Source organism: Francisella hispaniensis FSC454, assembly GCF_001885235.1.
Lineage (GTDB): Bacteria > Pseudomonadota > Gammaproteobacteria > Francisellales > Francisellaceae > Francisella > Francisella hispaniensis.
Genome location: NZ_CP018093.1, coordinates 569,896 through 591,552 on the forward strand (window position 1 = coordinate 569,896; position 21,657 = coordinate 591,552).

Genomic DNA, 21,657 nt, shown 5'->3' on the forward strand with positions numbered 1-21,657 from the left:
CTAGCTGCTCCAATCCAGTATCACTTTACCACATTGACTACTTTTCATTATCTCAAATCCTTTTTGGTATTCATCAATATGAAGTCGATGTGTAATAATAGGGTTCATATCCATACCAGCTTGGAGCATACTAGTCATTAAGTACCATGTTTCAAACATTTCTCTACCATATATCCCTTTGAGAGTTAGACCTTTAAATAATATTGCTCCCCAGTCAACAGAGATATCACCCGCAGATATGCCTAGAAGTGATAATTTACCACCATGATTCATAACATCAAGCATCATTGAGATCGCAGAGTTAATTCCTGACATTTCTAGACCAACGTCAAATCCTTCTGTCATACCTATCTCAGACATAACTTTGCGCATTTGTTTTACTAGATCATCTTGATTCTTAAATGGAGCGACATTCAAAGCGACAGTTGCACCAAAATCCCTAGCCATTTGTAGGCGATACTCATTAATATCTGTGATTACTATTCTGCGTGCACCACAGAATCTTGCTATTTTAACAGCCATTAAACCAATAGGTCCAGCACCAGTTATAAGGACATCTTCGCCAGTTAAGTTAAAAGAAAGAGCAGTGTGAATAGCATTGCCCATAGGATCAAAGGTACTAGCGATATCATCACTGATAGAATCAGGGATTTTAAAAACATTGACAGCAGGCATAACCAAATATTCAGCAAAAGCCCCTTGTACATTGACGCCTATACCTATAGTTTTTCTACAAAGATGGCGTTTACCTGCTCTGCAATTACGACATTGCCCACATACAAGATGGCCCTCACCTGATACTCTATCACCGATATCTACGCTTGTAACACCATCTCCCTTAGCTACAACTTCACCAGCAAATTCATGTCCGGTAATCATTGGTACAGGTATGGTATTTTGAGACCATTTATCCCAATTATAGATATGTAGGTCAGTACCACAAATTGCAGTTTTTCTAATTTTAATCAAAACATCATTGTAGCCATATTCTGGTATTGGCGCATCATCAATCATCCAAATACCAGGTTCTTTTTTCAATTTAGCAAGTGCTTTCATAGTTTGATTCCTATTAACTATATAATACCTAATTCTTTGGCAGCTTTTGTAAAGCCATCAACAGCTTTGTCGATTTGTTCAAAAGTATGAGCAGCAGACATTTGTGTTCTAATTCTTGCTTTACCCTTAGGTACCACTGGATATGAGAAAGCAATTACATATATACCATAATCTAGTAGCTTATCAGCAAATTCAGCTGCTTTTTTCTCATCATATATCATTACAGGAATAATAGGGTGTTCTCCTGGAATTAAATCAAATCCAGCAGCAGTCATTTTCGATCTAAACCTTTGTTGGTTAGCTTGTAATTGTTCTCTTAGTTCATTCGAGCCTTTAGTAATTTCTAATGCTTTTATAGAAGTCTTGGCAATTATTGGTGCAAGTGAGTTTGAGAAGAGGTATGGTCTAGAAAGATTTTTAAGTAAATCTACCACTTCTTTTTTAGCACAAATATATCCACCTGAAGCACCACCTAATCCTTTGCCTAGAGTACCAGTTAGGATATCAACTCTACCCATAACATCACAATGCTCAATTGAACCTTTACCATTTTTGCCAACAAAGCCTGATGCGTGAGAATCATCAACCATAACAATAGCATTATATTTATCAGCTAAGTCACAGATAGATTTCAAGTCAGCAATAATACCGTCCATTGAGAAGACACCATCTGTAGCAATCATTTTGAATCTTGCTCCAGCTTGATCAGCTTCTATAAGTTTTGCTTCAAGGTCTTGCATATCATTATTGTTATATCTAAAACGCATTGCCTTGCACAATCTAACACCATCAATAATACTAGCATGATTAAGAGAGTCGCTTATGATAGCATCTTCTTTTGTAAGAAGCGTCTCAAAAAGTCCAGCATTAGCATCAAAACATGAAGGATATAGGATTGTATCTTCAAACTCGAAGAACTCACTTAATTCTTTTTCTAGTTGTTTATGTACAGAGTTTGTACCACAGATAAATCTAACTGATGCCATACCATAGCCACATTCTTCAATATGGTTTTTTGCATAAGAGACTATTTCAGGATTATTTGCAAAGCCAAGATAATTATTTGCACAGAAGTTAATTAGTGTTTTACCATTCTCTAGATTAATCACAGGCTCTTGTGGTGTTGCGATTATTCTTTCACTTTTGTATGTGCCAGCCTGTTTGATTTCTAGTATCTTAGTATTAATATTTTCATAGAAATTTTTATTCATGTAGAACTCCTTTAAGCATTTAATTTTTAAAATTATGAATTTAATCAAATATAGATATTAACTAATATTAGTTGTTTTTTGAAACTATTTGATATCAAAACTGCAAAAAGAATACTTAGCTTAGAATATATTCAAAAATATTCTTAGCTAAAACTTAAAATATAGCTAATATCTGTGAAAAGTTTTTATATTAAGCATTAATTTTTACTAGGACCTATTATTTTTTGATAATTTATTAAATATTTATGCGTGTTATATTTTAGATCAAATAAATAAAACATAGAGGTCTTAAAGGAATATTAAGTTTTATTTATGATTACCATAATAATAAAGCATTTAAGTGTTTTTCTTTTGCTTTGCTTTTAATTATGGTCATATAATCATAATGTAAGCATTGTGCCTACATTTGTTAATAGTTGTAATAAGGAGAAATACTTATGAACAAAACAAAATTAGTTTCAGTAGTATGTGCATTAATGGGTTTGGGATCATATTCACTGCTAGAAGCAGCGCCTGTGAATGACTCTAAAACTTATGATTTTAAAGCACCATTTAAGGATTATAATAACAAAATAGTCCTAAGTATTAACAATGTGCCATCTGCAAAAGTAGTTGAATTTACTAGTAACTTCAAACCAAAAACTGGTTGGGGTAGTTGTTTTGGTGCTCGAGCAGATCTTGTTAATTTTGAAACAACACAGCTAAGTAATGGAGAGTACCTAACAAGATTATCTCTTAAAGATAGTGAAGGTTCGTTAGATCTAACTCAAACATGCGACATCATGGGTACTGATTCTGGTAATGCAATAGTATTGCCAGGGGTAGTTGTGCCTATCGTTAGTAGTGTAAAAGTTGACGGCAAAGAACTAGAAATAGAAAGACCATGTGCAGATAATGTTTGCGAAGATCCAACACCAGGATATACTAATGCTGCATACTATGCTCAATGGGCTGTGTGGGGTCGTAAATATAATCCATATGACTTCAAATATGATAAGTTAAATACAATAATCTACGCATTTATCGGTTTTGATAAAAATACTGGTAATATTAAGACGCTAGATGCTTCAGCCGATTCATGGGGCCTTTCTGCAGCAGCAAGAGCAGCTAAAAAATATCCTTATCTAAAATCATTCTTATCATTTGGCGGTTGGACTAATAATGGTGTGACAACAGCACCAATGTTTGAGCAGTTAGCTTCAAATCAGCAAAGTATGGAAAATTTTGCTAAGCAGTCAGTCGAATTAATGCGTAAGCTTGGTTTTAATGGTATTGATATAGATTGGGAGTGGTGGTCAGACTATGGTGATGACGTTGCTCCTGCTAAAAAGATGTTAGCATTCTTTAAGGTTTTACGTGCTGAGTTAGACAAAGCTAGTAAAGTGGATGGTAAAAAATATTACCTTGCCATAGCTGTAAATGGTGCGAGAAGTCGTATTGAAGCGATGGAAAATCCTAATAATCCAAATAGCGTAGCAGATTTCTGGAAGCAAACAGGTGAGCTTATGGATGAAATTAATATTATGAACTACGACTATCAAGGTGGTTGGGGTACTGGTGCACCAGCTTGGTTCCAAGCATCAGCAGCATTCCCGAATATCAACTTCTCTCCTGAGGTTGCTAATTCAATTGGTAAAACAGGTGGCTGGTCAGTACAAGGCTCGGTAGATGCTTATATTAAAGCAGGTGTTCCAGCTAAGAAACTAATAGTTGGTTTACCACTATACGCTAGATCAATGACTGTAGCTAGTGATACAGATGGAGGTTTATTACAGACTATCACAGCACCTGGATTTGGCGACTATGAAGCGGGAGTATTTGATTATAAGTGTTTAGTTAATCCTGTAAATGATCCTGTAAATGGTTGCGGTACTGCAAAACCTATCAGCGGTTTATCAGATCTAGTTTATTATGATATCAGTTCAAATGTTGATATCTTCAACAAGTACGGTAAAGTAGCAATGCAACCATGGGCATATAGTCCATCAACGAAGACTTTCGTGACTTTTGATGATGTATGGTCTGTAAGTGAGAAAACTAAGTATGCTAAGAGTAAAAATCTTGGTGGTACTATGTTCTGGCAAGCAGATGGTGACTCAACAGATAGTAATAAGTCATTGATTAATGCTGTAGCTAAGGTTTATGCTTCTGATACTATTAATGTATCTGTTAGCGATGTTACTGAGAATTCTGCTACTATATCTTGGAATAAGCCAGAGTTAGATGGTTCTATCAAGTATAGAGTATTGCTAAATGGTGAAACTATAGCAGAAAATATCACTAGCCAAAGTTATGTGCTTACAAACTTAAATAAAGGTACTAGATACACTATAGAGGTGATTGCAAGTACATCAAACACTTCAAGAGAAGATAGTATAACTTTTGAAACTATTGGTTCAGATGATCAAAACAATGATCAAAACAATGATCAAAACAATGATCAAAACAATGATCAAAACAATGATCAAAACAATGATCAAAATAATGATCAAAATAATGATCAAAATAATGATCAAAATAATGATCAAAATAATGATCAAAATAATGATCAAAATAATGATCAAAATAATGATCAAAATAATGATCAAAATAATGATCAAAATAATGATCAAAATAATGATCAAAATAATAATGCTGGATCAGCTGGTAACTGGAATGCAGAAGCAGTCTACAATAAGGGCGATAAAGTTATTGTTAATGGCGTAACTTATGAAGCTCAATGGTGGACACAAGGTGAAAATCCTACGCAGTCAGGTCAGTGGGGAGTATGGCGTGTAACTAGTAACCAAAATAATAATGACCAAGGTAATGACAATTCTTCAACAGTGAGTACATGGAATCCTCAAACTGTATATACTAAAGGTGATGAGGTGACTTATAATGGTCAAAAATATGTTGCTCAATGGTGGACACAAGGTAATAATCCAGCTGATGGTGGTGCATGGAAGAAACCTTTTGTTTCAGGTGAGGTATGGAACCAAGGTCAAGCATATACTGGCGGCCAAGTAGTTACATACCAAGGCGTTAAGTACAAAGCTAAGTGGTGGACACAAGGCGATATTCCTTCAAACAGCAACGTTTGGGAAAAACAATAATAATAAACTCTTATATCTAAATCTTATTAAATTCTACTAAAATTTATCACTTCTTTAAAATCCTTCTATAAACATAATTTATAAAGAGGGCTTTATATTATTTATCAAATCAAAATTTCAAATCTATATAAGCTAATTCAATAGACTTAATTTGAATAAAGATTTGTTATAATAAGATAAATTAGTCTGTTTTGGAGAGTTATGAAAGTAGTAGAAATAAATCATCCTATGGTCAAACACAAGCTTGGTCTTATGCGTGCAGCAGCTATAAGTACACAAGAGTTTAGAAGATTAACAAAAGAAATTACAAGTCTTTTAACTTATGAGGTGACAGCCGGTTTTGAGCTTGAGAAAACGCAAATTTTAGGGTGGCAAGGTGAAGATATTGAGATCGATCAGATTAAAGGAAAAAAATTAACAGTTGTACCTATTTTACGAGCAGGTCTTGGAATGATGGATGGGGTTTTTGAGCATGTTCCAGCTGCTAAAGTGAGTATGGTTGGTATGTATCGTGATGAAGAAACAGCTAAGCCAGTAGCTTATTTTGCTAAGCTTTGTGATAAGCTTGATGAGAGAGTTGCTTTGATAGTTGATCCAATGTTGGCAACGGGGGGATCAATGATCGCAACTGTTTCGTTACTTAAAAAAGCGGGCTCAAAAGATATCAAAATTATAACTTTAGTTTCTGCACCTGAGGGAATACAAGCATTAGCCAACGCTCATCCAGATGTTGAGTTATATACAGCTTCTATAGATAGTCATCTAAATACCAAAAAATATATAATTCCAGGTCTTGGAGATGCTGGAGATAAAATATTTGGAACTAAATAAATCAAAAATTTAGCTAAAAATCTAACTAAAATAATAATTATGTATTATAGTTTATTATTAATTTCTTAAAAAATATATAAAATGCAAAAGTATCGATTACTGATTGAAACTGATGATCAAAAAGGTTTAGTTTATAAAGTTTCAAAAATTATCTATGAAAATAATCTTAATGTTGAAAGAAACTCAGAGTTCGTTGATAAACTACATAATAAGTTTTTTATGCGTACAGTGTTTTCTGGTGAAGTAAATATTCAACAAATGCTTATAGATTTACAAAATACTTTGCCTACTAATTCAGAGATTAAGCTAGTAGATTCTTCTAAAAAAAATATAGTTATTCTAGCTACAAAAGAAATGCATTGTCTCGGTGATCTACTAATAAAACATGCCGAAGGAAAACTTGATGCAAATATTACAGCAGTAATTTCAAACTATGATAATCTTAGAAGCTTGGTTGATAAATTTGATATACCATTTGAGCATATTTCTCATGAGGGAATTTCTCGAGAGGAGCATGAGAGTAGAGTTTGTGATATTATAAAAACTTATCAACATGATATTATTGTACTTGCAAAATATATGCGAATATTATCACCAAACTTTGTAAAATATTTTCAAGGTAAGCTATTAAATATTCATCATTCATTTTTACCAGCATTTGTTGGTGCAAATCCATATAAACAAGCATATGAAAGAGGCGTGAAAATAATTGGTGCGACTAGTCACTTTGTCACAGATGATTTAGATGAAGGACCAATTATAGCTCAAGATATAATTAGGGTAGATCATAGCTATTCATGGCAAGCTATGCGAGATGCTGGTCATGATGTCGAGAAAAACGTTTTATCAACAGCTCTAAAGTTAGTACTTAAAGATAAAGTTTTTGTTTATAACAATAAGACGGTAATTTTGTAAGTTAATTATTCGTAGGAAAAGACAAAGTTTTGGTCGTAAAAATAGATTTGTGTAAGATATATTTTATATATTTCTTACACTGTTATTAATGTCACCATTAATAAAATTAAATAAAGGAATTTAAATGCCACATATAATTTTAGAAGTACCTCACCAATTTGACATAGAATTAGCAAAGAAGATAATAGATTTAGCGCAGCAATTCTTAGTAGAGAAGTTACCAACTAAATTAGGAACTTTTAAAAGTAGGGTTTATCGCTATGATTTTAGTAGTGTGGGTGGTGATGAGCTAGGTCTGATCCATATGCAAATTAAGGTTTTAGCAGGACGAGAGCAACAGCATTTAAATAACCTTGCGCTTGAGCTGAAAAATCAGCTTATAGACTTACTAAATGCCTATATTGATATACTCAAATACAGATTGACATTAGAAATTATCGAGCTTTCACCTGCTTATGTTAATTAGTATTTGATTATCTTAATGATTTTAATAATATATATAAAAATATTTAAATTTTAATAATTGATGAAAAATTATAATAGGCTGTTGTTTTCAACTTTAGGTGCAGCTTTTGAATACTATGATCTGGCAATATATTCTGTATTTGCTGTAACTATTGGAAGTAAGTTTTTTGATAAAAGTAGTTCTATTAGTAATACCTTATTAGTCTTTTTGGTCTATATTGTAGGCTATCTTGTACGCCCACTTGGTGCTTGGGGATTTGGCTATCTTGCTGATAAGAAAGGTAGAGCGTTTATATTAAGATTAAATATGATCTTACTATTTTTCTCAACTCTAGCTTTAGCTATATTACCTACTATTGAAAGTATCGGAGTCTTAGCAACTATTTTATTTGTTGGTTTGCGCTGTGTACAGTCATTAGCAGTTGGAGCTGAAATACCTGTTTCTGTAGTATATATAGTTGAGAATTATCCAAAAAGACAAGGCTTAGTGACAAGCATGGTATTTTGCTGTTTAAGTATAGGTATTATGATGACATCACTAGTGTTGTTTATTTTGAATCATTTTACTAGTCAGATATTTATACAAGATTATGGTTGGCGTATAGGATTTTTCATAGGCGCTTGTTTTACATTTATACTATTTTTCTTAAGAAAAAATATTATTGATATTCCACAAGTTGTTGATAGGTTAGATAAGCCACGCTCTGAGAATTATATTTTCATTATAAAGGTAATTATTGGTATAGCCTTAGTTGCTTGTATTGCTATGCTAACTACACAGTTATATATGTTTTTACCAGCATATCATCAGATGTATATACAAAGTAGCTATGATGTTTCTGATTTACTGTTGATAGGTTCTATAATTATGGCCATTAGTTGCTTGATAGGCGGATTTATTAGTGATTATGTATCTAAATCTAAGATGATGGCTTTATTAATATTAATAAGCATAGCAGTAGCACCAATTTTTTATAAGAATATGATTGCAGGGACAGATGTTTTTGCATGCTTTATTATTTTATCTATAGTGATGGGCTTTTTTGCACCAACTTATAATGTAATTATTACAAATTTCTTTAGGTTAGAATACAGGTGTCGTGGCTATGGTATAGCTTATAACCTAGGTTATTTAGTATTTTCTGCAGGAGTTCCAGCATTGACAATATCTCTTATTACGGCAAATAGTAGTCTATTGGTACCGGTATATTTAATCGTATTTGCTGGAGCAGTATCTTTTATTGGAATAGTCGCAGCAAATTGGTTTATGAAAAAGGCTTAAAAATCATTGCTGAAGGATCAGATTTAAACTGATTATAAAGTTCGATTATATAGCGGTCAGTCATAGAAGATATATAGTCGCTAATTATTCTAGCTTTACCTTGAAGACTAATTGTATTATAAAATATTGCACCAATATCATCTGGCAATAGACTTTCATCAGGTGTTGAGCTGATTAGAATATCAAAAATTTCTGAGATTATCTCTCTACCTCGATATCTAAGCACATTTAACTTTGGTGATTTTATTATTTTAAATAATATATATTTTTTAAGTACTTCTACTTGCTTTCTTATCATGTCATTTAGATGAACTTTTGAAAGGATAGGGATATCTTGGTTAAGCTCTAATTCAATGTTTTGGATACAATTATTAACTAGCTTAGATGTTAATTTTGTCCTTAGTAAGCTGTTGTTAGCGATGTTTTTAGAAAGTTTATAAATATCTCTGCTATCAGCACTAAAATCTATATAATCTGAAAAAATATCTTTTAGGATATTTCTAATTTCGCCTTTGGTAATTTCTAAGTCACTTGGCATTGCTTTGAAAACTTTTTCAAGCAGCTTATCATCAATACTAGCCATAGAGAGTGGATCTATAAATCCACCTTTAAGAGCATCTTCGACATCATAAGTTGAGTAGGCAATATCATCTGCTACATCCATAATATAGCATTCAATCGTTTTGAATTCACTATCTATATTAGCTACACCATACGGTTCAAGAAGTTTGTGTTTGATATCAGCTACTAGATGAGCTTCTTCACTGTAGTAGCCTTTGGTAAGCTTGCCTAAATCACTAATAGCTGGGATAAGGCGATCATATTTTATTGTTGCTGCAAGAGTTCTGTAAGTCAAATTTAATCCAAAACTTTGCTTTTGATCGATATCTTTTTTTGCAGTATGGGATATTAATCTCAGAGTTTGCGCATTGCTTTCAAAGCCACCGAATTCTCGCATTTTTTTGTTCAAAGCTACTTCACCGTTATGACCAAAAGGAGGGTGACCAATATCATGACAAAGTGCAGCCGTTTCAATTAAGTCATAATCTAAATTTAGATTATATTCAGCATTAAGTTTAACAGCTATAGATTTAGCTATCTGAGCCACCTCTAAAGAGTGAGTAAGCCTATTTCTAAAAAAGTCATTTTCAAAACTTGGGAAAATTTGTGTTTTTGCTTGTAATCTACGAAAAGATGAAGAATGTACAACACGAGCATAGTCTCTTCTAAAAGGAGAAAAGTTATCTTTTTTTGATATATTATTATTTTGTCTTAGATAATCATTTTCATGATAAAGGTTTATTGCCATATATAATTTAATACTAATTTGTAATTATATGTTAAATATTAGAGTAAATGATTATATATGCAATATTTTAGTAGTAAGAAAGATAAAGAGATTAGTAATAATTATTCTTGAACATCAAATCTACCAAGCATCATAACTTTATGCCAAGCTTTTGCAAAGTCATTGACAAACTTCTGTTGATTACCATTTTCAGCATAAACTTGAGCTACTGCTTTAAGTTCTGAATTTGAGCCAAAGATTAGATCTACAGAAGAAGCAGTCCACTTTTGCTCACCAGTTTTTCTATCTATACCAATGTATTCGCCATCTTTTTTATCAGATTTTTTCCACTCTGTAGACATATCAAGTAAGTTTACAAAGAAACTATTATTAAGCTGACCTGGAGTAGTAGTTAATACACCTTCTTGTGAGTTATCATAATTGACATTAAGAGCACGCATACCACCAACTAATACAGTCATTTCAGGGATATTTAAATTAAGCATGCTAGCTTTTTCTACTAAAGCTTGAGGTAGCTTGTTAGATGCTAGACTACCATCACTATAGTTTACAAAACCATCAGCTTTTGTTTTTAGATAGTTAAAAGACTCTATATCAGTTTGAGCTTGAGTAGCATCTGTTCTACCAGGTACAAATGGTATCTCTATATTATAGCCAGCTTGTTTAGCAGCTTGCTCAATACCAACATTACCACCTAGTACGATTAGATCAGCTAATGATACTTTTGTACCATCAGTTTTGCTATTGTTAAAGTCAGTTTGAATCTCTTTAAGCTTAGCAAGAACAACTTCAAGTTTAGCAGGTTCATTCATTTGCCAATCTTTTTCAGGAGCTAAAGCAATTCTTGCACCATTTGATCCACCTCTATAGTCGGTTTTACGATAAGTAGAAGCTGAATCCCAAGCGGTTTTTATAAGTTGCTGATTAGTTAATCCAGAGTTTATAATATCTTGCTTAAGTTGAGCAATATCTTGTGTAGATACTTGCTTATAGTTAGCTACAGGAACAGGGTCTTGCCATATAAAGTTTTGCTCAGGAATCCAAGGACCTATATATCTAGATTTTGGACCCATATCTCTATGTGTTAACTTAAACCATGCTTTAGCAAACTCTTCTTTAAACTCTTCAGGATTATTATAGAATTCTTGAGTGTATTTATTAAAACCATCGTCTTCTTTTAATGCTAAGTCTGTTGTAAACATAATTGGTTTATGTTTTACACCTGGTTTGTGTGCATCAGGAACCATATTTTCTGGCTTAGCATTTGTAGGGGTCCATTGATGAGCTCCAGCAGGACTAAGAGTTTTTTCCCAATTTAAGTTATATAGGTTATGTAAGAAATCATGGTTCCAAAATGTTGGTGTAGAAGTCCAAGAGCCTTCAAGGCCACTACCCATAGTATCATCACCATTTCCAGTACCATAGCTATTATGCCATCCTAGTCCTTGTTGCTCGATAGGCGCTTTATCTGGAGCAGGGCCAATATCTTTTTTGATATCTTTCTCTGGAACTGCACCATGAGTTTTACCAAATGTGTGACCACCAGCAATAAGAGCTACTGTTTCTTTATTAGTCATGCCCATAGCTCTAAAAGCTTGGCGAATTTCACTAGCAGCACCTTTTATATCAGGTTTGCCATCTGGACCTTCAGGATTGACATATATTAGACCCATTTGAGTTGCCGCATAAGCTGGAGCAAGTTTACCATCTTTGACATTACTAGACATTAGTTGTTCAGGAGATATACCCCAGTTTGTATCATCGCCTTGCCAATCATCTTCTCTACCAAAGGCAAAACCAATCGGCTTCATTCCCATTGACTCAAGAGAAACAGTACCTGCTAAAACAATTAAATCTGACCATGATACAGCATCACCATATTTTTGTTTGATTGGCCATAAAAGCTGTCTTGCTTTATCAAGGTTAACATTGTCAGGCCAGCTATTTAGCGGAGAGAATCTTTGCTGACCACGATTAGCGCCACCACGACCATCTGCTAATCTGTAAGTACCAGCATCATGCCAAGATAATCTAATAAAGAAAGGACCGTAATTACCAAAATCAGCAGGCCACCAGTCTTGTGATTGGGTTAAAAGATCTTGCATATCTTTTTTAAGCTGTTCAGTATCTAATTTTTTGAAAGCTTGATGATAGTTATAATCCTTATCCATTGGACTATCAAGCTTGTTTAGATTACGTAATGGCGATAAATCTATACTTTGAGGCGTAGCTGTTTCAGTATTTTTGTCATCAGCTATAGCACTGTTAGATGCTAATAGCATTCCAGACATTCCTAGTGCTGTTACAATTTTCTTTAGCATGGTGGTTTCCTCGCTATAAAGTTAACTTATAATACAAGATTCTTCTTATATTTTCTAAATTAAACCAAACTCTATCTTTAAAATAAAATTAAGGCTTATAAGTGATTGTATTTAAACAGAAATTTTTAGTCAAATAGTAAATAGTTATTTAGTAGATAAGTATTTCTTATATAAAAATTATTAAGTTTCAAAGATAATATTTTTATGTTGTAATATATAGTATAGATTATTAAATATTAAACTTATTAAATATGATTTATAAAAATCTTTTAGCAATGCCTAAAGCAGAGCTTCATCTCCATATAGAGGGAACATTAGAACCTGAGATGATGTTTCAATTAGCACAAAGAAATAAAGTAAATCTTAAATATGGCTCAATAGATGCGATAAAAAGAGCATATAACTTCAATAATCTTCAAGATTTTTTAGATTTATATTACCAAGGAATGTCTGTGCTAATAACAGATCAAGATTTCTATGATTTGACTTATGCATATTTAGACAAAGCAAATCAAGATAATGTAACTCATACTGAGGTATTTATAGATCCTCAAGCTCATCTAGAGAGAGGAATAGCTTTATCAACTATATTTAGTGGTGTGACTGAAGCTATTAAACAAGCCGAAAAAGATTTTGGCATTAAAGCTAGTATAATAGTTTGTTTTTTACGTCATTTATCAGAAGATCATGCACTACGTTCTTTTGAAAAAATAATGAATTTTCGTGAGCATTTTATAGGTATAGGTCTAGACAGTAGTGAATTAGGAAATCCCCCATCTAAATTTAGAAGAGTTTTTGAACAAGCTAAAAAAGAGGGGTTGTACTTAGTTGCTCATGCTGGTGAAGAGGGTTCTGTTGAGTATATTTGGGAAGCAATAGATATATTAGGAGTTGATAGAATAGATCATGGTAATGCTATTTTAAGTGATGAAACATTAATTCAAAGAATCATAAAAGATGATATCGCTTTGACCATGTGTCCATTATCAAATAAGTGCTTAAAAGTTACTACTGATCTATCTAAACATCCTGCAGCTAAACTTCTAGAAAAAGGTGTTAAAGTAACGATTAATTCAGATGACCCAGCATATTTTGGTGGTTATCTTAATGAAAACTATAGGCAGATAGCAGAAGCTTTGAAGTTATCTGAGGCTCAAATTATTAGGCTTATAAATAATAGTTTAGAGGCGAAGTTTATCTAGTCTGAATATTGCAAAATTAAAAATATCTGAAGCATTTTAGAAAGAAGATTATTTTATTAAACTAGAAAGGGAATCTTATTTGTATAAATTTTATAAGCCACCAGTGATATCAATAATAGTCCCTGTGCAGTAGTTTGCACCATCTGATAATAGCCATATAACTCCGCTAGCAATTTCTTCAGGATAACCACCTCTTTTAAGTGGGATTTTATATTTGATCTTATTAACTCTATCAGCATCGCCTGATAGTTTATGGATATCCGTATATGTAGATCCAGGTCTTATACAATTTACAAGAATCCCTTCATCAGCAAGTTCTTTTGATAAGCCTTTTGTAAGAGTATCTATAGCACCTTTGGTACAAGCGTAATCTATATACTCATTAGGCGAACCTGAGCGAGATGCGCCAGATGATATATTAATAATCTTACCACCATTGTATCCATATTTTTGCGACATATTTTTTATCGCATGCTTTGCACATAGAATATTACCGATAGCATTTACTTGGAATACTTTTTGCAGACGATCAACACTCATATCTTCTAAGCGACAGGTATGAAAAATTGTACTAGCATTATTTATAAGAGCATATATAGAACCATGATGAGAAATAAATTCATCAAACATTTTTTTGATATCTTCTTCATTTGCTATATCAGCGCAATGAGTAGAAATATTGATATTATAGCTAGATAGCTGAGTTTTTAGCTTATCGATATTTTGATGATTTTTATTATAGTGTAAGCCAACATTATAACCGGCTTTTGCCGCTGCTAAAGCTATAGCAGAACCAATTCCGCCATTAGCACCAGCAATTAGAATATTTTTAGTCATTTTAGAGTTTATTAAATTATTATGTTGTAATATTAACAGATACTCTCAAGCAAATCTTTCTCTAAAACCAAAGCATTTGATTTTTGTGAGTTTTTGAGATTATTAATCAGTATTGAAAAAATATATTGTTTACTATTAGCATAGAGATAACCTGAAAGAGTAACGGCAGTTGTTTCAGTTCCAGTTTTTGCAAATACTTTACCTTTTAATAGTTTGCTTGAGCGATTTTTAAGTGTGCCAGTTTCTCCATATATTGGCAGTAAACTTTTAAAAAGCTCAAAGCTCTTATTTTGTGACATTTTTTGTAACAGTTCAGTAATAAAATCAGCAGATAATAAATTATTCTCAGACATTCCAGCACCATCTTCGATTTGAATGCTATCAGTGTCAAGTTTAAGCTTAGTTTTTAGTATTTCAATAATGGCATTTTTACCAGATACAATACTGCCAACTTGATTATAATAGTAACCGATAGTTCTTGTAATTGTTTGAGCATAGAGATTATCGGATGTTAAAAGCATGTACTTTAATAGTTTAACTAAATCTGCTGATTTATGTTTTGCTAAGAGTATTAGATTATTGGGTAGCTTATTAGTAGTTATTATCTGATTACTTAATGAGATTTTAAGTTGTGCTAGTTCAGCTAAAACAGTTTGTTGCATGAGTTGCTGTGGATCTTCGGTAGCAAAACTAAAATTATACCTATTTGAAGGTAAACAGCCACTAAGTATCAGAGTATTATCTTTATAATAGGAGTTAAATTGACAGGTCTTTAGCTGCTCTACACTAGCTATAAAAAGGTTGTTGATAAAGTTAATTCTCTCACCAGAAGTTTGGGTTACTTTAAAAGTATTTAAGCTGGGTGTGAGTTGTAAAGTTATCTTATTTTCATTTAAATTATATATTGAGCTTGGAGCACCATAGCCAAATATGGAGCTAGTATTACTTTGATTAATTGGGGTATCACGACCTTCAAAGTAGCGGTTCACAAAATAGATATTGTTTATATTCTTTATATTGTTTTTGTTTAAGCTTATCAAAAGTTTATGTAAGTCTTCACGAGTAAAACTTGGATCCCCCGAAAACTCAATATAAAGATTATCAATATTATGATTAGTAATTTTGTCGTAATATAGCTTAGTTTCGAATCTAAAATCTTTACCAAGAAACAATAACCCTGCAATTCCAGTAAGTAATTTAGTATTGCTAGCAGGTATGAAGTTTTTGTCGGCATTTCTTGACAAAATCACAGTATTTTTTTGAGAGTCAATAATCTTAACTGCAATCTGAGCTGACTGAAGGTTATTCTGCTTTATAGAGTTATCTAATACTTGGTTTAATTCTATTGAATTTACTGCTAGTGGGTATGCTATAAAGGGTGCGAATATAAAAAATAATAATAATGATCTAGGTAATTTTGTAAACATTGCTACTCTAGCATTTAATCACCGGAAGCTTGATTATAGCTAAGATTCCAGCAAACAGCTAGAAGTGCTACAGCAATTATACAGGAGCCTAATAAGAATATAAATACAGCATCCCAACCTAGCATAGTAGCGATGAGACCAATTACTGCTTGAGCTCCAACTGTACCTAAGAAATAGCCAAATAATCCTGTAAATCCAGCTGCAGTACCACCAGCTTTTTTAGGCACCAAGTCCAAAGCTAATATTCCTATCAAAGCGACAGGTCCATAGATAAGTACACCCATAGCAGATAATGAAAGTAGTAATATCCAAGCAGTGTCGCTGTACCAGTATACGAATAAAGCACAGATGAATAAAAGCATACATATCACACCCATAGGAGCTCTACGACTACCAAAATATTTATCTGTTATCCAACCAATTATTATAGTTCCTGGGATTGCAGGTAACTCAAACAATGCAAATCCCAAAAGTCCTGTTGTTGTTGACATGTGTTTTACATGGACAAGATAGTATGTTGACCAGCTTAAAAGACCATATCTAGCACAATAAACAAAAGCGTTTGCTATCGCGATTAGCCAAACCCATTTATTGTTTAAAACATATTTAAAGAAGATTTCTTTAGCTGAAAACTCTTGCTCATGATGAGCTTCTGAAGTTGTATAGCCTTTGTATACTTCTATAGCTGGTAAGCCGACTGATTGAGGGGTATCAGCACCAAATATCAAAACTAAAATAGATACAAATATACACATTGCACCAGCGACATAAAAAAGACCGTGCCAATCATCATGAAATAGTAATAGCCCAATAGGCACAACTGCAATGGCTAAAAAGCCTGCACCAACATTATGAGCAGTATTCCAGATTCCCATTTTTGTACCGCGCTCATTAGCACAAAACCAATGTGTCATGATACGTGCACATGCTGGCCAACCCATACCTTGAACCCAACCATTTACAAGCATAGCAATAAACATTACTAGTACGCCTAATGACAATAAGCTAGGCAGCAGCAGGTTTATAAGTCCTGTGATAAATAATCCGATAGCTAAAAATACTTTGGCATTACTTCTATCAGAAATATTCCCCATCAAAAATTTACTTATACCGTAAGCTATACCTAAACCAGCTCCAATTAGACCAAGTTCATCTGGAGTTAAGGTTGTAATATACTGTTTTGATACATCGAAACTACTACGACCGAAGTAATATGTAAAATAACCAATATAGGCTACCAAAAACATTCTTAGGCGCCAATGGGGATATGTTTTTTTAATTTGCTCTTTAGCTAATAAAGGCAAAGCTTTCGCAGGTTTAAGAAAATTCATTTTTACTTAGTAAATATTAAACACTAGTAATTTGCTAGTTTAGTTTAATTTTTGGTATTCAGCAATATAAATTAAGTGTTTAATTTGGATGTTTTATGTAATGATTAGAATTTTTTTGGAAAAGGGATATTAGGATAAGCAGGCGGTAAATCTAAACCTTTTGCTGCTTCGACACCTCTTAGTATATCTGGTCTATCAGTGATGATACCATCAACTTTCCAATCGATTAAGTTATTGATAACTTGATAGTTGAAATCGCTACCTTCATCTTCTGTCCAGCCCCAAGTCACGACTTTGACACCTAGTTTATGAGCCTCTTCAACATCTTTTTTAGTTAGATCTTTCTCGTAAGGTTCCCAGAATGTACCACCTAATTTTTTGACCATTAATGGATAATTATAGTTATAATCTTTAGGATCAAGAGGAGCTGTCCATTTTTGGTAATCTGTCATCTGCTTTGCTTGTTCAGCATTCATTGGCTCTGTTGTATGATCTGTTAGGTAGGCTGTTTTAACTTTTGGATTTAATTTCTGTAAATCTACTAGAGCTTGCCATTCAAAAGATTGTACTTCAACATTATCAGTCATACCTGTTTTAAGTAAAACTTTATTTAAAGCTTCAGCCATTTCTTGTGCTGTCCAACTTGCATTTGGATCATAAGGATTCGTTTTTATTTCAATCTGTAGACGAACTCTACTACCAACATTAGCTTTGACATAATTAATTACTTCTTCTAGTGTTGGCATGTGAACATTATCCATACCAATGTGATTTGGGTACATCTTAGCAGTAGCAGAGTCAGGTTTTATATATCCAACTGTGTATTTTTTGACTTGATCTAAAGTAAGATCTTTTATTGGAGTTTTTTCTGTTATCCAATTACCATTTTCATCTTTTGTCAGGTCAGGATTTAGTGTCAGATCATGTGTTACAACTAAAACTTTATCTTTAGTCATATTTATATCCATATCAATAACATCTACACCAATACGCATAGCGTCAGTGTAAGCAGGTAGAGTATTTTCTGGAGCAATAGGTCTATATCCTCTATGTGCATATATATTAATAACATCAGCAGTAGCTATACTAATACTACACACAGTAAGAGCAGTTGCGGTAATTTTTTTGAACATTTTGATTTACATGATTTGGTTGAAAGCACAAGTATAATTATCTTTTTATTATCAAATTGCAATATTTTTATATCAGAAAAACAGTTTTTTATGATAGTTGTTTACTTTATAATCACTGTAGTGATTTTTATCTTTGATTAGCGATGTCGATTAGAAAAAAAATTATAATTGTATCGATTATATTTGTTATTTTTGTCTTAGGATTTATTTATTATATTAGTAGATCGAATATTAAAGTAATTCCTGGTTATATTAGTACAGATGTCAGATATATATCTTCACAAGAGAGTGGTCGGCTTCTTAGATTAGATGTAAGTCAGGGGGAGTCTGTTAAAGAGGGTCAGGAATTATTTCTAATTGATTCATCAAAAAATCAGACTTTATTAGATTCAAATAAATTTCTGTATAGTGCATCTCAAGCTGTCTCGGAAAATATGTCTAAAGGTAAAAGACAACCATATATAGAAAAGACAGCCATAGATATATCTAGTGCTAAAGCAAATTTAGCTGTTGCATCTAAAGAGTATCAGCGTCAACAAATGTTATTAAAAGATGATAGTACTTCTCAAAAAGAATTTGAACAGGCGCAAAGTAAATATATCCAAGCAAATAATCAAGTTGAAGCATTAGAGGTAATGCAAATTATTAATAATTTACCTGCTCGAGAGGATTTGCGAAATGCAGTTGACTTTATGTCAAAATTTATCAATAGTAATTCTAAATATTTACAACAAAAAATCAGTTCTGCAGATGTTAAATCATTAGAAAATGGTTATGTTTATCAGATTTTTTATCACAAAGGTGAAGAAGTGCGGGCGTATAGTCCAGTAATGACTATTATTAATCCCGAAGATGTATATATTGTATTTTTTTTATCAAAAGAAGATCTTGCTAGACTATATATTGGCCAAACTATTGATTTTATTACACCTAATAATAAGCTTTTAGAAGCTAAAGTTAGTTATATTTCACAAAGGGCTGAATATACACCACCACTATTGTATGGCATAAACTCTGACTCGGAAATTTCTTTTGAAGTGCATGCTAAGGTTGATTACTCCGCAAATAGCTCTGAAATTCATATCGGAGAGCCTATAAAGGTAGAGCTGAGATGATAAGTGACAAAGAGGATCAACTGATAATAGATGTTAAAAACCTTACCAAAGTCTATGGTGATAAAACTGTAGTTGATAATATCTCACTTCAAGTTAAGCAAGGAGATATTTATGGATTTTTAGGACCTAATGGTTCAGGTAAGACAACTTCTATAAGAATGGTATGTGGCTTACTGCCAATAACAAAAGGTGAGGGTACTTGTCTTGGTTATGATATAGGTACTCACGCGAGTATTATAAAACAGCAAGTTGGCTATATGACTCAGAAATTTACACTCTATCCTGATCTGACAGTTAGAGAGAATCTCAAGATTTTTGCGAGACTTCATAGTCTAAAAAATATTAAAGAAGCTGTTGATAAGACCATAGATAACTTACAAATAGGTAAAGCTAGAGCAAATCAAAAAGCTTATGAGTTATCAGGTGGTTGGAAACAAAGATTAGCTTTGGGTGTGGCTACGATTCATGATCCTAAATTATTACTATTAGATGAACCTACAGCCGGAGTAGATCCAAAAGCACGTAGAGAATTTTGGGACTATATCTCAACACTATCAAGTAAAGGTATCACAACATTGGTATCAACTCACTATATGGATGAAGCTGAAAGATGCAATAAGTTGTCATATATCGCTTATGGAAAGCTGTTATCGAGTGGTACCCAAAAAGATATTATTGATAGCTGTGGTATCAAAACATACAATATTTCAGGTAAAAATGTTTATAGCCTTGTGTTAGAGCTTCAAGATAATACTGAAATTGAGCAAGTGTCAATGTTTGGCAGTAGTGTACATCTTAGTGTTAAAAATAATGTTGATATTATACACATTCAAACAAAGTATAATCAATTTGAATGGCAATCAATAGAAACATCACTTGAAGATGCTTTTATATATTTGATGAGTAGCCAAAAGGATAACTTTGCATGAAGTATTTTGATATTAATAGATACTATGCGATTTTTCTCAAAGAGGTTATTCATATGCTTAGAGATAAAGTCACAATTGGATTAGTGATTGGTATACCACTTATTCAGCTAATACTATTTGGCTTTGCTATAAATATGAATCCAAAGCATCTAAGTACAGCAATAGTTAATGCTGATAAGACACTACAAACAAACTATCTAATTGAGAAAATTAATAATACTGGTTATTTTGATATCAAATATCAAGAGATCTCAAGAGATGATGCGACAACACTAATGCGTAAAGGTAAGGTACAGTTTATTATAGATATACCGCCTAATTTTACTAAACAAGTTTATCGTGGTGAATCTCCAAATATTCTAATAATAGCAGATGGAGCAAATGCAACTTCGAACTCAGGTGCTTTACAAGCTGTTGATAAGATTAAAGAAATATACAGTCAATACTTTTCTAACAAACAAATACCTCAGCCACAGCCTTTTAATGTTGTAATCCATAATAAATATAATCCAGAGAGTAAAACACAAAATAATATCGTACCAGCATTGGCAGGAGTGGTTTTGACTATGACCATGGTTATGGTTACATCTTTGACAATCACACGCGAGAAAGAGTATGGAACTATGGAATCTCTACTCGCGACACCTGTCACATCTCTTGAGATTATTTTCGGTAAGATTACTCCATATATTGTCGTTGGTTATATTCAATTATTATTGATTATTATATTTGCTAAGGTAATATTTGGAATTACCATAGTTGGTAGTATTTTATTATTACTTATTGCAACTTTTCCTTTTATTATTGCAAATCTCTTGGTGGGTATTACATTTTCAACTATTGCGGATACTCAGTTACAAGCAATGCAAATGACATTTTTCTTTTTCTTACCATCGATATTGCTGTCAGGTTTTATGTTTCCATTTGATGGTATGCCAGAGTGGGCACAAGTCATAGGTAATATTTTACCCTTAACCCATTATCTAAATATTGTTCGAGAAGTTCTTCTTAAGGGAGGAGGTTTTTTTGATATTCTAAATAGTATTTACCCATTATTGATTTTTATGATTGTGGTTTCGATAATATGTATTAAAAAATACAAAAATACTATTTAGATTATTTAGACGAACTTTAATTCTACTTAAATACAAATTTCTTTTATGGTATCTTTAAGGCTTAAAAATTAGAATCTAAAAAT

Annotated in this window: 17 protein-coding genes; 9 read left to right on the top strand and 8 right to left on the bottom strand. The window is 32.6% G+C overall.

Annotation, left to right across the window (positions count from 1 at the left end; translation table 11 throughout):
- Entirely contained in the window at positions 1-1,056 is a 1,056-nt protein-coding gene (gene tdh, locus FSC454_RS02830) for an L-threonine 3-dehydrogenase (protein ID WP_066045005.1), read from the bottom strand.
- Between the two features lie 17 nt (positions 1,057-1,073).
- Positions 1,074-2,267: a glycine C-acetyltransferase gene (locus tag FSC454_RS02835; RefSeq protein ID WP_066045007.1), complete on the bottom strand. Its 1,194-nt coding sequence runs from the start codon at positions 2,265-2,267 to the stop codon at positions 1,074-1,076.
- Between the two features lie 437 nt (positions 2,268-2,704).
- On the opposite strand from FSC454_RS02835, the gene FSC454_RS02840 reads away from it, so the two are divergent.
- The 5 genes from FSC454_RS02840 (at position 2,705) to FSC454_RS02860 (ending at position 8,855) form a co-directional block, all read left to right on the top strand.
- Complete coding sequence (locus FSC454_RS02840) at positions 2,705-5,362, top strand: glycosyl hydrolase family 18 protein (RefSeq protein WP_071794767.1); 2,658 nt, start codon at positions 2,705-2,707, stop codon at positions 5,360-5,362.
- Between the two features lie 201 nt (positions 5,363-5,563).
- Positions 5,564-6,193 carry a uracil phosphoribosyltransferase gene (upp, locus tag FSC454_RS02845; RefSeq protein ID WP_066046831.1) on the top strand — a complete coding sequence of 210 codons (630 nt, stop codon included), beginning with the start codon at positions 5,564-5,566 and terminating at the stop codon, positions 6,191-6,193.
- Between the two features lie 81 nt (positions 6,194-6,274).
- On the top strand, positions 6,275-7,108 hold the full coding sequence (gene purU / locus FSC454_RS02850) for a formyltetrahydrofolate deformylase (RefSeq protein WP_066046833.1): 834 nt from the start codon (positions 6,275-6,277) through the stop codon (positions 7,106-7,108).
- Positions 7,109-7,232: 124 nt separating this feature from the next.
- On the top strand, positions 7,233-7,574 hold the full coding sequence (locus FSC454_RS02855; RefSeq protein WP_066046835.1) for a tautomerase family protein: 342 nt from the start codon (positions 7,233-7,235) through the stop codon (positions 7,572-7,574).
- A gap of 60 nt (positions 7,575-7,634) precedes the next feature.
- A complete protein-coding gene (locus tag FSC454_RS02860; RefSeq protein WP_066046837.1) occupies positions 7,635-8,855 on the top strand; it encodes an MFS transporter in 1,221 nt (406 codons plus the stop codon).
- Here FSC454_RS02860 and dgt read toward each other — a convergent pair.
- Both dgt and katG read right to left on the bottom strand, forming a co-directional pair.
- A complete protein-coding gene (dgt, locus tag FSC454_RS02865; protein ID WP_066046840.1) occupies positions 8,839-10,164 on the bottom strand; it encodes a dGTP triphosphohydrolase in 1,326 nt (441 codons plus the stop codon). The genes FSC454_RS02860 and dgt overlap by 17 nt on opposite strands.
- A 101-nt stretch (positions 10,165-10,265) precedes the next feature.
- A complete protein-coding gene (gene katG / locus FSC454_RS02870; RefSeq protein WP_066046842.1) occupies positions 10,266-12,485 on the bottom strand; it encodes a catalase/peroxidase HPI in 2,220 nt (739 codons plus the stop codon).
- Positions 12,486-12,736: 251 nt separating this feature from the next.
- On the opposite strand from katG, the gene FSC454_RS02875 reads away from it, so the two are divergent.
- Positions 12,737-13,687: an adenosine deaminase gene (locus FSC454_RS02875; protein ID WP_066046844.1), complete on the top strand. Its 951-nt coding sequence runs from the start codon at positions 12,737-12,739 to the stop codon at positions 13,685-13,687.
- Positions 13,688-13,777: 90 nt separating this feature from the next.
- Here the strand turns inward: FSC454_RS02875 and FSC454_RS02880 are convergent, their stop codons facing one another.
- The 4 genes from FSC454_RS02880 to FSC454_RS02895 all read right to left on the bottom strand — a co-directional run bounded on the left by FSC454_RS02880 (position 13,778) and on the right by FSC454_RS02895 (position 18,415).
- Positions 13,778-14,563 (bottom strand): SDR family oxidoreductase, encoded by a 786-nt coding sequence (locus FSC454_RS02880; protein WP_156470918.1) that lies wholly within the window; start codon positions 14,561-14,563, stop codon positions 13,778-13,780.
- Positions 14,557-15,951 (bottom strand): D-alanyl-D-alanine carboxypeptidase/D-alanyl-D-alanine endopeptidase, encoded by a 1,395-nt coding sequence (gene dacB / locus FSC454_RS02885; RefSeq protein ID WP_066046848.1) that lies wholly within the window; start codon positions 15,949-15,951, stop codon positions 14,557-14,559. Before dacB ends, FSC454_RS02880 begins: the two co-directional genes overlap by 7 nt.
- Before the next feature lie 14 nt (positions 15,952-15,965).
- Positions 15,966-17,282 carry an MFS transporter gene (locus tag FSC454_RS02890; RefSeq protein WP_066046850.1) on the bottom strand — a complete coding sequence of 439 codons (1,317 nt, stop codon included), beginning with the start codon at positions 17,280-17,282 and terminating at the stop codon, positions 15,966-15,968.
- Positions 17,283-17,386: 104 nt separating this feature from the next.
- Positions 17,387-18,415, bottom strand: a complete 1,029-nt coding sequence (locus tag FSC454_RS02895) for a glycerophosphodiester phosphodiesterase (RefSeq protein ID WP_066046852.1) — start codon at positions 18,413-18,415, stop codon at positions 17,387-17,389.
- A gap of 143 nt (positions 18,416-18,558) precedes the next feature.
- Here FSC454_RS02895 and FSC454_RS02900 point away from each other — a divergent pair, with 143 nt between their 5' ends.
- The 3 genes from FSC454_RS02900 to FSC454_RS02910 are packed head-to-tail and all read left to right on the top strand — an operon-like array spanning position 18,559 to position 21,574.
- Positions 18,559-19,530, top strand: a complete 972-nt coding sequence (locus tag FSC454_RS02900; RefSeq protein WP_066046854.1) for an HlyD family secretion protein — start codon at positions 18,559-18,561, stop codon at positions 19,528-19,530.
- Complete coding sequence (locus tag FSC454_RS02905; RefSeq protein ID WP_066046856.1) at positions 19,527-20,459, top strand: ABC transporter ATP-binding protein; 933 nt, start codon at positions 19,527-19,529, stop codon at positions 20,457-20,459. Before FSC454_RS02900 ends, FSC454_RS02905 begins: the two co-directional genes overlap by 4 nt.
- Positions 20,456-21,574 (top strand): ABC transporter permease, encoded by a 1,119-nt coding sequence (locus FSC454_RS02910; protein WP_066046858.1) that lies wholly within the window; start codon positions 20,456-20,458, stop codon positions 21,572-21,574. The genes FSC454_RS02905 and FSC454_RS02910 overlap by 4 nt, the downstream gene beginning before the upstream one ends.
- The last annotated feature ends 83 nt before the right edge of the window (positions 21,575-21,657 follow it).

Bases quoted from the DNA above. Each gene is read 5' to 3' on its own strand.
- tdh (WP_066045005.1), bottom strand. From the start codon at position 1,056: ATGAAAGCACTTGCTAAATTGAAAAAAGAACCTGGTATTTGGATGATT.
- FSC454_RS02835 (WP_066045007.1), bottom strand. From the start codon at position 2,267: ATGAATAAAAATTTCTATGAAAATATTAATACTAAGATACTAGAAATC.
- FSC454_RS02840 (WP_071794767.1), top strand. From the start codon at position 2,705: ATGAACAAAACAAAATTAGTTTCAGTAGTATGTGCATTAATGGGTTTG.
- upp (WP_066046831.1), top strand. From the start codon at position 5,564: ATGAAAGTAGTAGAAATAAATCATCCTATGGTCAAACACAAGCTTGGT.
- purU (WP_066046833.1), top strand. From the start codon at position 6,275: ATGCAAAAGTATCGATTACTGATTGAAACTGATGATCAAAAAGGTTTA.
- FSC454_RS02855 (WP_066046835.1), top strand. From the start codon at position 7,233: ATGCCACATATAATTTTAGAAGTACCTCACCAATTTGACATAGAATTA.
- FSC454_RS02860 (WP_066046837.1), top strand. From the start codon at position 7,635: ATGAAAAATTATAATAGGCTGTTGTTTTCAACTTTAGGTGCAGCTTTT.
- dgt (WP_066046840.1), bottom strand. From the start codon at position 10,164: ATGGCAATAAACCTTTATCATGAAAATGATTATCTAAGACAAAATAAT.
- katG (WP_066046842.1), bottom strand. From the start codon at position 12,485: ATGCTAAAGAAAATTGTAACAGCACTAGGAATGTCTGGAATGCTATTA.
- FSC454_RS02875 (WP_066046844.1), top strand. From the start codon at position 12,737: ATGATTTATAAAAATCTTTTAGCAATGCCTAAAGCAGAGCTTCATCTC.
- dacB (WP_066046848.1), bottom strand. From the start codon at position 15,951: ATGTTTACAAAATTACCTAGATCATTATTATTATTTTTTATATTCGCA.
- FSC454_RS02890 (WP_066046850.1), bottom strand. From the start codon at position 17,282: ATGAATTTTCTTAAACCTGCGAAAGCTTTGCCTTTATTAGCTAAAGAG.
- FSC454_RS02895 (WP_066046852.1), bottom strand. From the start codon at position 18,415: ATGTTCAAAAAAATTACCGCAACTGCTCTTACTGTGTGTAGTATTAGT.
- FSC454_RS02900 (WP_066046854.1), top strand. From the start codon at position 18,559: ATGTCGATTAGAAAAAAAATTATAATTGTATCGATTATATTTGTTATT.
- FSC454_RS02905 (WP_066046856.1), top strand. From the start codon at position 19,527: ATGATAAGTGACAAAGAGGATCAACTGATAATAGATGTTAAAAACCTT.
- FSC454_RS02910 (WP_066046858.1), top strand. From the start codon at position 20,456: ATGAAGTATTTTGATATTAATAGATACTATGCGATTTTTCTCAAAGAG.